This is a genomic window from Arthrobacter celericrescens, from assembly GCF_003614925.1.
GTDB classification, from domain to species: Bacteria; Actinomycetota; Actinomycetes; order Actinomycetales; family Micrococcaceae; genus Arthrobacter; species Arthrobacter celericrescens.
In genome coordinates this window covers 108,962-121,747 of sequence record NZ_QYLP01000037.1, presented here as the reverse complement: position 1 = coordinate 121,747, position 12,786 = coordinate 108,962, and the positions used below count along the sequence as shown (strand labels likewise).

At 66.8% G+C, this 12,786-nt stretch carries 12 protein-coding genes, 1 other RNA gene and 1 riboswitch; of the genes, 8 read left to right on the top strand and 5 right to left on the bottom strand.

Features of this window, described 5'->3' with window-relative positions; all coding sequences use genetic code 11:
• The first annotated feature begins 200 nt into the window (after nucleotides 1-200).
• The 7 genes from prfB to D3654_RS10090 all read left to right on the top strand — a co-directional run bounded on the left by prfB (nucleotide 201) and on the right by D3654_RS10090 (nucleotide 6,882).
• A complete protein-coding gene (prfB, locus tag D3654_RS10120) occupies nucleotides 201-1,316 on the top strand; it encodes a peptide chain release factor 2 (RefSeq protein WP_120521369.1) in 1,116 nt (371 codons plus the stop codon).
• Between the two features lie 256 nt (nucleotides 1,317-1,572).
• A complete protein-coding gene (ftsE, locus tag D3654_RS10115) occupies nucleotides 1,573-2,337 on the top strand; it encodes a cell division ATP-binding protein FtsE (protein ID WP_120521368.1) in 765 nt (254 codons plus the stop codon).
• Nucleotides 2,334-3,245 carry a permease-like cell division protein FtsX gene (gene ftsX, locus D3654_RS10110; RefSeq protein WP_120521367.1) on the top strand — a complete coding sequence of 304 codons (912 nt, stop codon included), beginning with the start codon at nucleotides 2,334-2,336 and terminating at the stop codon, nucleotides 3,243-3,245. The genes ftsE and ftsX overlap by 4 nt, the downstream gene beginning before the upstream one ends.
• An 89-nt stretch (nucleotides 3,246-3,334) precedes the next feature.
• A complete protein-coding gene (locus D3654_RS10105; protein WP_245413171.1) occupies nucleotides 3,335-4,675 on the top strand; it encodes a M23 family metallopeptidase in 1,341 nt (446 codons plus the stop codon).
• A 103-nt stretch (nucleotides 4,676-4,778) separates the two neighbouring features.
• On the top strand, nucleotides 4,779-5,249 hold the full coding sequence (gene smpB, locus D3654_RS10100; protein WP_120521365.1) for an SsrA-binding protein SmpB: 471 nt from the start codon (nucleotides 4,779-4,781) through the stop codon (nucleotides 5,247-5,249).
• A gap of 111 nt (nucleotides 5,250-5,360) precedes the next feature.
• Nucleotides 5,361-5,729: a transfer-messenger RNA gene (gene ssrA / locus D3654_RS10095) on the top strand.
• A 160-nt stretch (nucleotides 5,730-5,889) separates the two neighbouring features.
• Nucleotides 5,890-6,882 (top strand): S1C family serine protease, encoded by a 993-nt coding sequence (locus tag D3654_RS10090; protein WP_120521364.1) that lies wholly within the window; start codon nucleotides 5,890-5,892, stop codon nucleotides 6,880-6,882.
• A 66-nt stretch (nucleotides 6,883-6,948) separates the two neighbouring features.
• Here D3654_RS10090 and D3654_RS20935 read toward each other — a convergent pair whose 3' ends face one another.
• Entirely contained in the window at nucleotides 6,949-7,083 is a 135-nt protein-coding gene (locus D3654_RS20935) for a hypothetical protein (protein ID WP_280960104.1), read from the bottom strand.
• Nucleotides 7,084-7,201: 118 nt separating this feature from the next.
• Between D3654_RS20935 and D3654_RS10085 the strand changes: the two genes are divergently transcribed.
• A complete protein-coding gene (locus D3654_RS10085; RefSeq protein WP_205571772.1) occupies nucleotides 7,202-8,611 on the top strand; it encodes an MFS transporter in 1,410 nt (469 codons plus the stop codon).
• A 3-nt stretch (nucleotides 8,612-8,614) separates the two neighbouring features.
• Here the strand turns inward: D3654_RS10085 and D3654_RS10080 are convergent, their stop codons facing one another.
• The 4 genes from D3654_RS10080 to hisN all read right to left on the bottom strand — a co-directional run bounded on the left by D3654_RS10080 (nucleotide 8,615) and on the right by hisN (nucleotide 12,731).
• Nucleotides 8,615-9,328, bottom strand: coding sequence for a metal-dependent transcriptional regulator (locus D3654_RS10080; RefSeq protein WP_120521362.1), 714 nt, complete (start codon nucleotides 9,326-9,328; stop codon nucleotides 8,615-8,617).
• A 37-nt stretch (nucleotides 9,329-9,365) separates the two neighbouring features.
• Entirely contained in the window at nucleotides 9,366-10,157 is a 792-nt protein-coding gene (locus tag D3654_RS10075) for a class I SAM-dependent methyltransferase (RefSeq protein WP_425359402.1), read from the bottom strand.
• A gap of 48 nt (nucleotides 10,158-10,205) precedes the next feature.
• On the bottom strand, nucleotides 10,206-11,603 hold the full coding sequence (locus D3654_RS10070) for an aminotransferase class V-fold PLP-dependent enzyme (RefSeq protein ID WP_120521360.1): 1,398 nt from the start codon (nucleotides 11,601-11,603) through the stop codon (nucleotides 10,206-10,208).
• Between the two features lie 34 nt (nucleotides 11,604-11,637).
• Nucleotides 11,638-11,750, bottom strand: a riboswitch (SAM riboswitch).
• 168 nt (nucleotides 11,751-11,918) lie between these two features.
• The gene (gene hisN / locus D3654_RS10065; protein ID WP_120521359.1) at nucleotides 11,919-12,731 is read right to left on the bottom strand and encodes a histidinol-phosphatase; all 813 of its coding nucleotides are present in this window, start codon (nucleotides 12,729-12,731) and stop codon (nucleotides 11,919-11,921) included.
• Nucleotides 12,732-12,786: the final 55 nt, after the last annotated feature.

Below are 12,786 nucleotides of genomic sequence, written 5' to 3'. Positions count from 1 at the left end.
TACGACAAACTCGCCCAAACCTACCGGGCCGGCGTCGCACTCTACGCAGTCCTGATCTGGCTACGCCAATAAAGAGACACGCCCTAGCCGGCAGCGGCCCGCCCGCCCGGCAGTGGCCCATCCAGCGGAACGTCCGCGGTTCGTCACGCTCGCACCGGCACCACACCGGGCCCCTTCGGATGGCGTAGGCTTGAACAACCATGGCTGAGATTGATTTTTCCGCGGAAATCCGCGCCCTTCGCTCCACCTACACCTCCATCGAGCAGGTGTCCGACGTCGAAAAGCTCAAGGCTGAGATCGCCGAGCTGAGCGAGCAGGCCGGGGCGCCGGACCTCTGGGACGATCCCGCGTCGGCGCAGCAGGTCACGTCCAGGCTGTCCCACCGGCAGTCCGAGCTGGAGCGCCTGAACAAGCTTGCAGGCCGCATCGACGACCTCGAGGTGCTGGTCGAACTGGGTCAGTCCGAAGGCGACCAGGACTCCCTGGCAGAAGCTGCCACGGAACTCGAATCCATCCGGAAAGCCCTGGCCGACCTCGAAGTCGTGACCCTGCTCTCCGGCGAATACGACGAACGCGAAGCCGTAGTCACCATCCGCGCGGGCGCCGGCGGCGTGGACGCCGCGGACTTCGCGGAAATGCTGCTGCGCATGTACCTCCGCTGGGCCGAACGCCACGGCTACCCCACCTCCGTCATGGACACGTCATACGCCGAAGAAGCCGGCCTGAAGTCGGCAACCTTCGAGGTCAAGGCCCCGTACGCCTTCGGCACCCTGAGCGTCGAGGCCGGTACGCACCGCCTGGTCCGGATCAGCCCGTTCGACAATCAGGGCCGCCGCCAGACCTCCTTCGCCGCCGTCGAGGTCATCCCGCTCATCGAGCAGACCGACTCGATCGAAATTCCCGACAACGAGATCCGGGTGGACGTCTTCCGCTCCTCGGGTCCTGGCGGCCAGTCCGTCAACACCACGGACTCCGCGGTGCGCCTGACCCACATCCCCACGGGAATCGTGGTGTCGATGCAGAACGAGAAGTCGCAGCTGCAGAACCGCGCCGCCGCCATGCGGGTCCTGCAGTCCCGCCTCCTCCTGCTGAAGAAGGAACAGGAAGACGCCGAGAAGAAGGCCCTCGCCGGCGACGTCAAGGCGTCCTGGGGTGACCAGATGCGCTCCTACGTGCTCAACCCGTACCAGATGGTCAAGGACCTCCGGACCGAGCACGAAGTCGGCAACACCTCGGCCGTGCTCGACGGCGACATCGACGACTTCATCGACGCCGGCATCCGCTGGCGAACCGGAAACCGCAACGCCGCGGAGTAGGCCGGACCTGCCTGGCGGGGATCCGGGCATCTGTCCGGCCCGGCGCAGCATGGCCGCAGGATCTGCGCAGGCCCGGCGCAGGATGTGCACAGGATCGGCTCAGGATCGGCGACACGCCCCGGCAAGCCCTGCGCTAGCCGGGAGTGCCTGCGTATAGTCGAAGGGCCGGTGCCCCTCTTCCCCAAACGAAAAGCCCCCGCACCGGTGGTTGGAGCTTCGCGCGATGCGGCGTGTCCGTCGGGGTTGCCGAAGAGTCATGATCCGATTTGAGAACGTCACCAAGGTTTACGACCCCAATGCGAGGCCGGCGCTGGATGACGTCAGCCTCGAGATCGAGCGCGGGGAATTCACCTTCCTGGTCGGCGCCTCCGGGTCCGGAAAATCAACCTTCCTGCGGCTGATCCTCAAGGAAGACCGCGCCACCTCGGGGTCCGTGTACGTCGCCGGCCAGAACGTCGCGAACATCTCCAGCTGGCGCGTGCCCCGGCTGCGGCGCGGGATCGGCGTCGTCTTCCAGGACTTCCGCCTCCTGCCGCAGAAGAACGTCTTCGCCAACGTCGCCTTCGCCATGCAGGTCATCGGCAAGAGCCGGAGCATCATCCGCGAAACGGTGCCCGAGGTCCTCAAGACGGTCGGCCTTGAGGGCAAGGAAAAGCGCATGCCCCACGAACTCTCCGGCGGCGAGCAGCAGCGCGTCGCAATCGCGCGCGCCGTCGTCAACCGGCCCGGCATCCTGCTGGCCGACGAGCCCACCGGAAACCTGGATCCCATCACCTCGATGGGCATCATGGGCGTCCTGGACAAGATCAACCAGAACGGAACCACCGTGGTCATGGCCACCCACGATGACGACATCGTGAACGAAATGCGCAAACGCGTCGTGGAACTGCGCAACGGCGTGGTGGTCCGCGACGAGGCCAAGGCCCTCTATACGTCCATGATCCCGGTGGTGGGGGAGTCCCGCCTCCTCAAGGACGCCAGCGACGAAGAACTCGACCGCGCGCCGGGGGGCCAGCAGTGAGGCTCGCATTCATCCTCGGCGAAATCGGCAGCGGCCTGCGCCGCAACCTGTCGATGGTGGTCTCCGTCATCCTGGTGACCTTCGTGTCCCTGACCTTCGTCGGCGCCGCCGGCATGCTGCAGATGCAGATCAACCAGATGAAGGGCTACTGGTACGACAAGGTGCAGGTGGCGATCTTCCTCTGCAACGAGTCGTCGACGTCGGCCGGCTGCGCATCGGGTGCGGTCACCGACGAACAGCGGGAGAACCTGGGCAAGATGCTCGAGTCGCCCGCCGTCAAACAGTACATCAGCGACTTCCAGTTCGAATCCCAGGCTGAGGCGTTCCAGCACTTCAAGGACCAGTTCTCCAACTCGCCGATCGTGGACTCGGTGACCCAGGACCAGCTCCCGGCGTCTTTCCGGATCAACATGAAGGATCCGGAGAAGTACCAGATCATCAGCGAGACCTTCGCCTCCCAGCCGGGCGTGGAGACGGTCAGTGACCAGCGGCAGGTGCTTGAGCGGATCTTCGTCTGGATGAACGGGGCCTCCGTGGTTGCCATGGGGATCGCCGTCGTCATGATCGTCTGCGCGGTGCTGCTCATCACCACCACCATCAGGCTGTCGGCGTTCAGCCGGCGCCGGGAGACCGGGATCATGCGGCTGGTCGGCGCCTCCAAGACCGTCATCCAGCTGCCGTTCATCCTCGAAGGCGTGATCGCGGCTGTGATCGGAGCGCTCCTGGCTTCCGGTACCTTGTGGCTCGTGACCCTCTGGCTCAACGGCGACCTGTCGCGGCAGTTCCTGAACACCCCGTTCATTTCCTCCGCCCAAGTGCTCGTTGTCGCGCCCGTCCTGATCGCCCTCGGCGGCGGACTGGCGGGGATCGCCTCCTTGCTAACCCTCCGCCGATACCTGAAGGTGTAACGATGAACCGCAGCGAAGAGCAAGAAAGTGCCCTGCCGGCGTCGGGAAGGGTCCCGCTGCCGGTGCAGCTGCGGCTTGCGGCGCACCGGATGAAAATCGTGGCCGCCGCCCTGGCGGTGGCGCTTGCTGCCGGCCTCGGTGCCGCGGCGCCGATCGCCCGCGCCGACGAACTTGAGGACAAGCAATCCGCCCTCGAGGCCGAAGCCGCACGGGTGGAGCAGTCCCTGGAATTCGTTGACTCCAGGATTGCCAAGGCCGCCGGCGACCTGGTGATCTACCAGGGCCGCCTGCCCGGCGCGCAGCAGGCCTTGCTTGAGGCGCAGGGACGCGTGGCCTCCGCCGTCCGGGAAGTCGAAGCCCTGGCCGCGCGCGTGGACCTGGCCCAGCAGAACAAGGCCAAGATCACCGAGCAGCTGGAAAACGACAAGCAGAAGATCAGCGAGACGAAGAAGCTGATCGGCCAGATCGCCTCCCAGGCGTACAAGTCCGGCGGCGTGCCCACCAACGTTGCGCTGCTGTTCGGATCGAACGACGGCGGCAGCCTCACCGAAACCATGGACCTCGCCGACCAGGCCATGCGCAGCCAGAATGCTGCGATGACCAAGCTGACCCAGCAGAACGCCACCAACGTGAACTCCCAGGCGCGCCTCGCGGCCGTCGAGGAGGAAATCCGTGACCTGAAGGCGAAGGCCGACGCCGCCCTGGCGCGCGAGAAGGCCGCCCGCGATGAAGCCGCCGCCAAGAAGGCCGAAGTCGACAAGCTCATTGCCGACACCACCCGCCTGAACAGCCAGCTGCAGGCGGCAAAGCCCGGCATCCAGGCCAAGCTTGCGCAGGTGAAGGAACAGCAGGCCACCGTGGCTGCCGAAATCGCCGAACGCGACCGCAAGCTGCGTGAAGCCTGGGAGGCCGAGCAGCGCCGGATCGCCGAGGCAGCGGCCGCGGCAGCACGGGCGCAAAACCGGCCGGTGCAGCCGTACAACCCTCCGGTGGTGCCCGCGAACTCGGCCTTCGGGCTGATCCACCCCGTGCCTGCGAACGTGCCGATCACCTCCGGCTTCGGCTGGCGGTCGACGCCTCCCGGGACGATCGACTTCTACGGCCAGGGCGGATACATGCACACCGGCCTAGATTTCGGTGCCGCCTGCGGCACCCCGGTCTACGCGACGGCCGCGGGAACGGTGTTCTCGGCAGGCTGGGGCAACGACGGCGGCGGCAACCGGGTCAAGATCTCGCACGGCGTCATCGGCGGACACTCGCTGACCACGGTCTACTACCACAACACCAGCGTGGTCGTTTCCGAGGGGCAGCAGGTCAGCCGCGGCCAGCTGATCGCCTACTCGGGAACCACGGGCAACTCCACCGGCTGCCACGTGCACTTCGAGACCTGGCTAGACTCGGCCGCCGTCGACCCGATGACCCTGCTTTAGCTCCGCCCCCGCTTCGGCATCCACCGCCAAAGCGGGACGCGGCATTCCGGGCCTCCTGCTGGCGTAGACTGGTGGGAATCTCAACAGACCAAGGAGTTCTACCGTGCCCAAGGAAAGTGGCCGTAAGGTAGTGGCCACCAATCGCAAGGCCCGGCACAACTACCACATCCTGGACAGCTATGAGGCCGGCATCGCCCTCATGGGAACCGAAGTGAAGTCCCTCCGCGAAGGCCATGCGTCCATGGTCGACGGCTTCTGCACCTTCTACAACGACGAGTTGTGGATGGAGGGAATCCACATCCCCGAGTACAACCAGGGGAGCTGGACCAACCACGCCGCGCGCCGCCGTCGCAAACTGCTCCTGCACCGCGAAGAATTGGACAAGATCGCCGGCAAGATCCGGGAATCCGGTTTCACCGTGGTGCCCTTGCAGCTCTATTTCCTGGACGGCCGTGCCAAGGTCGAAATCGCCCTGGCCCGAGGCAAGAAGGACTATGACAAGCGCCAGACCCTCCGGGAAAAGCAGGACAACCGCGAGGCGCTGCGCGAAATGCGCGAACGCAACAAACGCTAGACCGCACCGTGCCGGCGTGGAATGTTTTCCCGCGGAGGTGCGTTATGATGGATAGTCCGGACGGAATTGCGGGTCTTCCCGTTGCTCCGGGCGGCATTGGTAACAAAATACGGGGATGATCGGTTTCGACGATGTTAGTCGCGACAGGTGAAGCGGGCCGAGGATGCAGAATTATCTCGTAAACGCTGTCTGCAAACCAATAAGTGCCGAATCTAAGCGCACTGACTTCGCTCTTGCTGCCTAAGCAGTAAGACAGTCCGTCAGCCCGGGGTTGCTATCGCCCCGGTTCCTGGCGTCATTCAGATAGCCACTGCTGTTTGCCTTCGTCATTGGGGTAAGCGGGACATTTAGATGACTGGGCCCGGATCAGCCAGCTGTTTGCAGCATGGCTGGGGCCGAGAAAATCCGACGCAAACTGCGCCCGGAGAAGCCCTGACAACACGACATCGGACGGGGGTTCAATTCCCCCCATCTCCACGAAACAAGGCCCCTGGAAACAGGGGCCTTTTTTCGTGCCCTCACAGCCCGGAACTTCGCCGGAATCTTCGCCCGGAATACAGGTTCACCCACGGCGTAGCGGAACGCGGACTAGCGCTGCCTTCCCGCACGTTGAAGCAGGTAGACCTGCAAGGAGGCAGTGATGGACGGCGAAAGAACGTTGGACAGCGAAAGAACGGACGACGGCGACGCGCTGGACGCGTACTCGCTGATCGTTACGGGCGTGGCCGAGAGCGTCACGGCCCACGTCGCGGCGCTTGAGATGAGCAGCGCGCGGCGCAACGGATTCATCAGGCGAGGCGCCGGATCGGCCGTCGTGTTCACCGAGGACGGCTACCTGCTGACGAACGCGCATGTGGTGGCCGGGTTGAGCAGCGGCCGGGCGTTGTTCGCCGACGGAAGGCACAGCGAGGTGGAGCTCGTTGGTGCTGACCCGTTGTCCGACCTCGCGGTGCTGCGTGCCCTCCAGGCGCCACCCCCTGCGGTCCTGGGCAACGCGGAAACACTGAAGGTGGGCCAACTGGTGGTCGCCGTCGGGAACCCTTTGGGGCTGTCCGGTTCGGTGACGGCCGGCGTCGTCAGCGGCCTCGGCCGCGCCATCCCGGTGCGTTCGGGACGCCACACGCGGCTGATCGAAGACGTCATCCAGACCGACGCCTCGCTGAACCCGGGCAACTCCGGAGGCGCGCTGGCCGACACCCGGGGCCGGGTGGTGGGCATCAACACCGCCGTGGCCGGCGCGGGACTGGGCCTGGCCGTTCCGATCAACGGCACCACGCGGAGGATCATCGCCGCCCTGCTGCGGGACGGCCGGGTGGTCCGGGCCTACCTGGGACTGGTCACCACGCCAGTACCGCTGGACGTTGCCGCCGTGGTGCGGACCGGATTCAAGGAAGGTCTCCGGATCGTTGAGGTGATCGCCGGATCGCCGGCCGAACGTGCGGGGCTGCTGCCGGGCGACCTGGTGCTCAGCGCACAGGACAGGGCACTCACCAGCGCGGAAAGCCTGCAGAAGCTGCTCTTCGCGCAGGCGCTCGGGGAACCGTTCAGGATGTCCGTGCTGCGCGACGGCAAGGTGCTCGGCATGGTTGCCATCCCGGAGGAACTGGATGAAGCCATGGAGCGCCAGGGCTAAATCGGACCAGGGCTAGATCGGCAGGGCTGAGACGGAAGTGTCCGGGGCGCGTGCCCCGGACACTCCTTACTTCCGCTTGAGATGTGCAACAGGGTCGGTATCGGTCGCGGAATCGTGCTTGGCGCGCTTGACGGCCCGCTTCTGCTTGATGGACTTGCCGCTCTTCTTCATCTCGTGCTGGTGTGGTGATTTGTCGGGCATGACTCGCTCCTATGCCGGATCCCGGAGGGACCACCTCCGGAGGCCGTTGGCCTCCACTTTGTAAACTACGCCCCTTTCGCCCGGATACAAGGCCGAGGCCCGGGCGTAGGCTGTGCACATGAGTGACGCGGCCGCGGTTCCCCCTGCCACACCGCTGCAGAAGCGGGTGCTCGTGGTGGCCATCGTGGCATCCTTCATCGCCTTCCTGGACACCTTCGTGGTCAACCTGGCGCTGCCCGCCATCGGCCGGGAACTCGGCGGCGGGCTGGTCATCCAGCAGTGGGTGGTGGATGCGTACCTGCTCACGCTCGGCGGCCTGATCCTGGTGGCAGGCTCGCTGTCGGACCATTTCGGCAGGGTGCGGGTGCTCGAATGGGGGCTGGGCGGCTTTGCCGTGACGTCGGTGCTGTGCGGGCTCGCCTGGTCCGGGGAAGTCCTGGTCGTCGCGCGGGCGCTGCAGGGCGTGGCCGGCGCCCTCGTGGTTCCCAGTTCGCTGGCGCTGATCGTGAACTTCTTCAGCGGGCCGGCCCAGTCGCGGGCCATCGGCCAGTGGTCCGGGTGGACCAGCGCCGCGGCCATCGTGGCCCCGCTGATCGGCGGGCTTTCGGTCGACTACTTGTCCTGGCGCTTCTTCTTCTTCTTCGCCAACGTGATTCCGCTGGCCGTGGTCTGGCCCCTGGTCCTGAAGCTGCGCGCCGACGACAGCAAGGATCCGGCAGCCGGACGCATCGACTACCTCGGCGCGCTGCTGGCCATCGTCGGACTCGGCGGCCCGGTGTACGCCTTCATCGAACAGGGCCACCTCGGCTGGGGCAGCCCCCTGGTGTGGATGCCGCTCGCGGTCGGCGTGGTGGCCATGGTCCTGTTCCTGGCGCACGAGGCCCGCACTCCGGCGCCCATGCTGCCGCTCCGGCTGTTCGCGATCAGGAACTTCGGCTGGGGAAACATCGCCACCCTGGCCATTTATGCGGCGTTCTCCCTGGGCTTCTTCCTGCTGGGGATCTACCTGCAGCAGGTGGGCGGGATGACCGCGACGACAGCGGGCATCGCCCTGCTCCCGTCCACCGTGATCCTCATGCTGGCTTCCAGCTACTTCGGCGGGCTTGCCGGCAAGTACGGCCCCCGCTGGTTCATGACCTTCGGCCCGGTGCTGTGCGGCATCGGCTTCCTGCTGCTGCTTACGGTGCAGCCGGAACTCAACTACTGGACCCAGGTGCTGCCGGGGCAGATCGTGTTCGGCATCGGCCTCGCGGTGACGGTGGCCCCGCTGACCGCCGCCATCCTGGGCGCGGTGCCGCCCGAGCAGGCGGGCATCGGTTCGGCTATCAACAACGCGGTGGCCCGCATCGCGGGCCTGATCTGCATCGCCTTCGCCGGGATCATCACCGGTCCGGTGCTCACGACGGCGGGCCTGCACCAGGGCGCGGTGGTCACCGCGGTGCTGCTCATGATCGGGGCGGCGGCGTCCGCCGTCGGGATCCGCAACCCGGAATTGGAAACGGTGCCGCAGACCGGGGAGAACCAATAAAGATCAGGCGTCGTGCAGGGTGCAGCCCTCGTGCACGGACTCGGAGGCGACCCACAACGCCGAAGCCACCTCGTCGGCCAGATCATACTCGCGGCTGGTCGGGCCGCTGCCGATCTTTACCACCAGGGCACCGCCGAACGGCTTGCGGCCCATGACCTCCACGCTGGCGTCCAGGTCGATTTCCTCCGCGGCCAGGTAGCGCAGCAGCTCAGGGTTTTCGTCGCTGATCCGGGTGATCCGGCCGGAGTGGCCCACATCCAGTTCGGCCATGCGGTGGGCGTGCGGCAGGGCGACGGTGCCGTCGGCCGCGGGAATCGGGTCGCCATGCGGGTCGCGTGCCGGATTGCCCAGCTTCAGGGCCATGCGTTCGATGAAAGTGTCGGAGACGGCGTGCTCGAGGAGCTCGGCCTCGTCGTGGACTTCGTCCCAGCTGTAGCCGAACTCCATCACCAGGTAGGTCTCGATCAGCCTGTGCCGCCGCACCATGGCCAGCGCGAGCCGCATCCCTTCCGGGGTCAGGGTGACGGCGCCGTAGGGCTGGTGGTCCACCAGTCCCTGGTCCTTGAGCTTGCGGACCATCTCCGAGACCGAGGAGTTCGCCACGCCCAGGCGCTGGGCGAGCTGCGAGGAAGTGATGGGCTTGTCCTGCCACTCGGTAAACGAGTAGATGACCTTGACGTAGTCCTCGATCGAGGATGAGGGCGTACCGGTCTTCACCGTCCTAGCCTACCGTGAACGGCCTGCCCGGGATTTCTCAGGCCTTGTGCGCCCGCCAGGTCTGCGTCACATACGGCAGGCGGATGACATCGGCCGGTCCGTGGCCCAGGTGCTCGTGCAGGTACCAGTGGAGGTTGGCCATGACCTTCGCGCGGGTGGCCTCATTTGCGCGCAGGTAGTAGCTGCGGGACTTGGTCAGCTCCATGATGTCTTCGGGGAGCACCGGATCCTCCCACGGGCTCAGGTGGCTTTCCAGGCCCCGGAATTCCGGGCCCACTACAGGCCGGAAGTCCGGCTTGTGGACGTCGCCGGCATGCATGATGCGGGTGAGGCGGTGGACCCAGGGAACCGAAGTGTCCAGCTGGTTCCACACGAGGCCGAGCACTCCGCCCGGGCGCAGGATCCGCGCCAGTTCGGTGCTGGCCAGGAGGGGATCGCACCAGTGCCAGGCCTGGGCAACGCTGACGACGTCGAATGCTGAGTCCGCCAGCCCTGTTGCCTCTGCCGTGCCAAGGAGTGCCGTGGCCGCCGGGTAGTCCTTCCGCAGCTGCGCGAGCATGTCCCCGGAAGGGTCGACGGCGGTAGTCTCCAGGCCGCGTTCGAGCAGCAGGGCGGTGAACTTGCCGGTCCCGGCGCCGATGTCCGCGGCGGTCCGGGCGCCGTCGGGCACCAGCCAGTCCGCGGAATCGTCCGGGTAGCCGGGCCGGACCCGGTGGTAGTGCTCGCCGCCGTCCTGGAAGCTCAATCCGAGCTCGCGCCGCCGGCGGTGGTCCAGCTTCGGGCCGTGGAGCCTGGCTCCGCCGCGGTGTCCACCGGATCGCAAAGCCACGCGTCCACTCCTCATAGGGTCCTTGAATACCCTACGAATCTACCGCACTCAGTCGGTGCTGCAGGGCGCTGCGCCCGCGGTGCCGGGTGTGTTCGGAGCCCAGTGCGGGTAGCTGCGGTGGTCGTTCGCGGGAACCCAGCGGCCTGAGTCGACGACGTAGTCCCAGCCCAGGCCCTCGGTCTTGAGCGCCTTGATCCCGGCGATCAGGCGGGTGGCGTCCTCCAGCCGGGAGCCCAGGCCGAAGCTGGCGCGCAGGGAGCCGGAGGGGAGGCCGAGCCGCTTGAGGAGGGGGTGGGCGCAGAAGCGGCCGTCCCGCAGGCCGATGCCGTGTTCTGCGGAGAGGTAGGCGGCGACCAGGCCGGCGTCGTAGCCCTCGAGGGAGAAGTTCACCACGCCGATGGTGTCGGCGGGGTCCGTGTCGCTGAAGATCTGGTGGACGGTGACGCCCTCGATCTCCTTCAGGCCCTCGACGAGGTGGGTGCGGATCGCGGACTCGTGGGCGTGCCACTCATCCTGGTCCAGTTCGGCGATGACCTGGGTGGCCCTGGCCAGGGTGGCGGCACCGAGCACGTTCGGGGAGCCGCCTTCGTGGCGGGCCGGGCCGGTAGCCCAGGTGACGGAGTCGAGGCGGGCTTCGCGGACGGCGCCGCCGCCGGCGAGGTGCGGGGTTCCGGCGTCAAGCCAGTCGGCACGGCCCACGATCACGCCGGCGCCGAAGGGCGCGTAGAGCTTGTGCCCGGAGAAGACCAGGTAGTCGATGTCCGCCGCGGCGATGTCGACCCGCCGGTGCGGCGCGAGCTGCGCGGCGTCGACGACGATGCGTGCGCCGTACTCATGGGCGAGGGCCGCGAGTTCCTTGACCGGCAGGATCTCGCCGGTGACGTTGGAGGCACCGGTGACGGCGAGCAGGCTGACCCCGCCCTGGGCGAGGGCCTCGCGGACGTTGGCCAGGGTTTCGGCCAAGGTGGGTGCCGCCACGATGCTGCGGTGCGGCACATGCTGCCAGGGGAGCAGGTTGGCATGGTGCTCGATGTCGAGGTACACCACCTCGCCGCTGTGCTTTCCGTCCACGACGGGCAGGCAGCCGGCAAGCAGGTTCAGCGAATCGGTGGTGTTGCGGGTGAAGATCACGCTGTCGTCAAAGCGGCCGCCGACGAATTCGCGCACGATGTTGCGGGCGTTTTCGTACACCGAGGTGCTGATCTGCGAGGCGTAGCCGGCGCCGCGGTGGACGCTTGCGTAGAACGGCAGGACTTCGTTCAGGTAGGCGGACACTACGGTCAGGGCCGGGGCCGAAGCGCCGTAGTCCAGGTTCGCGTAGCGCACGTGGCCGCCCTGGATGAGCGGTGCCTGCAGCTCGGCGCCGGTGACGGCGGCCAGCGGGCGGGCAGCCGGAGACAGCGAGTCGTGGTGGAGTTCGGGCGAAGTGAAAGTGGCAGTGCTCATGGAGTCCTCATTCAAGGGAACCCTGCATGCAGGGGATCCGCGCTTGCCGCATCCGTTCCGGACCGGCCGGGTCGTCACCCGGGGCACCCCGCCGCGATGGAGGGTTGCCGGCCAGCAAACCGGGGTTTCACGCTGGCACTCGTGACCTGTCTTTGAGACTAAGACACCATACGCGAGCCGCCAAAGCCGGCCGGCTTTGTTAAGTCGATTGTTACGGGAAGCGGATTCGGGGCGGTTTGCCGAACAAAAATCGGCAGGCGTCCCGCGTTGGGGACACCTGCCGATGAATCTTCGCCGAAGCCCGGAGGCGTTGGATCAGAGCAAGTCGTCGATGGACGGGTTGAGCTTCTTCAGGACCTCGGAATGCAGGATCGAGTTGCTGGCCACGGCGTTTCCGCCGAAAGGACCGTCCTGGCCGTCAAGGGAGGTGAAGCGGCCTCCGGCTTCGGTCACGATCGGCACCAGCGCCGCCATGTCATAGAGTTCGAGTTCAGGCTCGGCCGCGATGTCCACGGCGCCTTCGGCCACGAGGCAGTAGGACCAGAAGTCGCCATACGCCCGGCTGCGCCACACGGCGTCTTCCAGGTCCAGGAAGGAATCCAGCGAGCCCTGCTTCTTCCATTCGGAGATTTCCGAGTAGGACAGCGAAGCGTCGGACAGCTGCGAGACGTTGCTGACCTTGAGCCGCGTGGCCGAGGCCAGCGAGCGGCCGGTGTAGGCGCCGCCGCCCTTCACGGCCCACCAGCGCCGGCCCAGTGCGGGGGCGCTGACGACGCCGACCACCACCTCGTCGCCGTCGACAAGGGCAATAAGGGTGGCCCAGACGGGAACGCCGCGGACAAAGTTCTTGGTTCCGTCGATGGGATCGATGATCCAGCGCCGGGCGCCGTGCCCGGTGCTGCCGAATTCCTCGCCCAGGACGGCGTCCCGGGGGCGCGAGCGGGACAGTTGGCCGCGGATGGCTTCCTCGGCGGCGCGGTCGGCGTCGGTCACGGGGGTCAGGTCGGGCTTGGACTCAACTTGCAGGTCCTGGGCCTTGAACCGCTCCATGGTCAGGGCGTCGACGGAATCCGCCAGCACGTGGGCAAGGCGGAGGTCGTCGTTGTAATTCGGGTCGACTTGGGTCATGGTTCCAAACTACCGGCAAAAGCCGGCCTGTCCGGGGACCCCGCGGAGCATGCCC

Excerpts from the sequence above, each read along its gene's own strand:
- prfB (WP_120521369.1), top strand. The coding sequence starts at position 201 with ATGGCTGAGATTGATTTTTCCGCGGAAATCCGCGCCCTTCGCTCCACC.
- ftsE (WP_120521368.1), top strand. The coding sequence starts at position 1,573 with ATGATCCGATTTGAGAACGTCACCAAGGTTTACGACCCCAATGCGAGG.
- D3654_RS10105 (WP_245413171.1), top strand. The coding sequence starts at position 3,335 with ATGAAAATCGTGGCCGCCGCCCTGGCGGTGGCGCTTGCTGCCGGCCTC.
- D3654_RS10090 (WP_120521364.1), top strand. The coding sequence starts at position 5,890 with ATGGACGGCGAAAGAACGTTGGACAGCGAAAGAACGGACGACGGCGAC.
- D3654_RS20935 (WP_280960104.1), bottom strand. The coding sequence starts at position 7,083 with ATGCCCGACAAATCACCACACCAGCACGAGATGAAGAAGAGCGGCAAG.
- D3654_RS10085 (WP_205571772.1), top strand. The coding sequence starts at position 7,202 with ATGAGTGACGCGGCCGCGGTTCCCCCTGCCACACCGCTGCAGAAGCGG.
- D3654_RS10070 (WP_120521360.1), bottom strand. The coding sequence starts at position 11,603 with ATGAGCACTGCCACTTTCACTTCGCCCGAACTCCACCACGACTCGCTG.
- hisN (WP_120521359.1), bottom strand. The coding sequence starts at position 12,731 with ATGACCCAAGTCGACCCGAATTACAACGACGACCTCCGCCTTGCCCAC.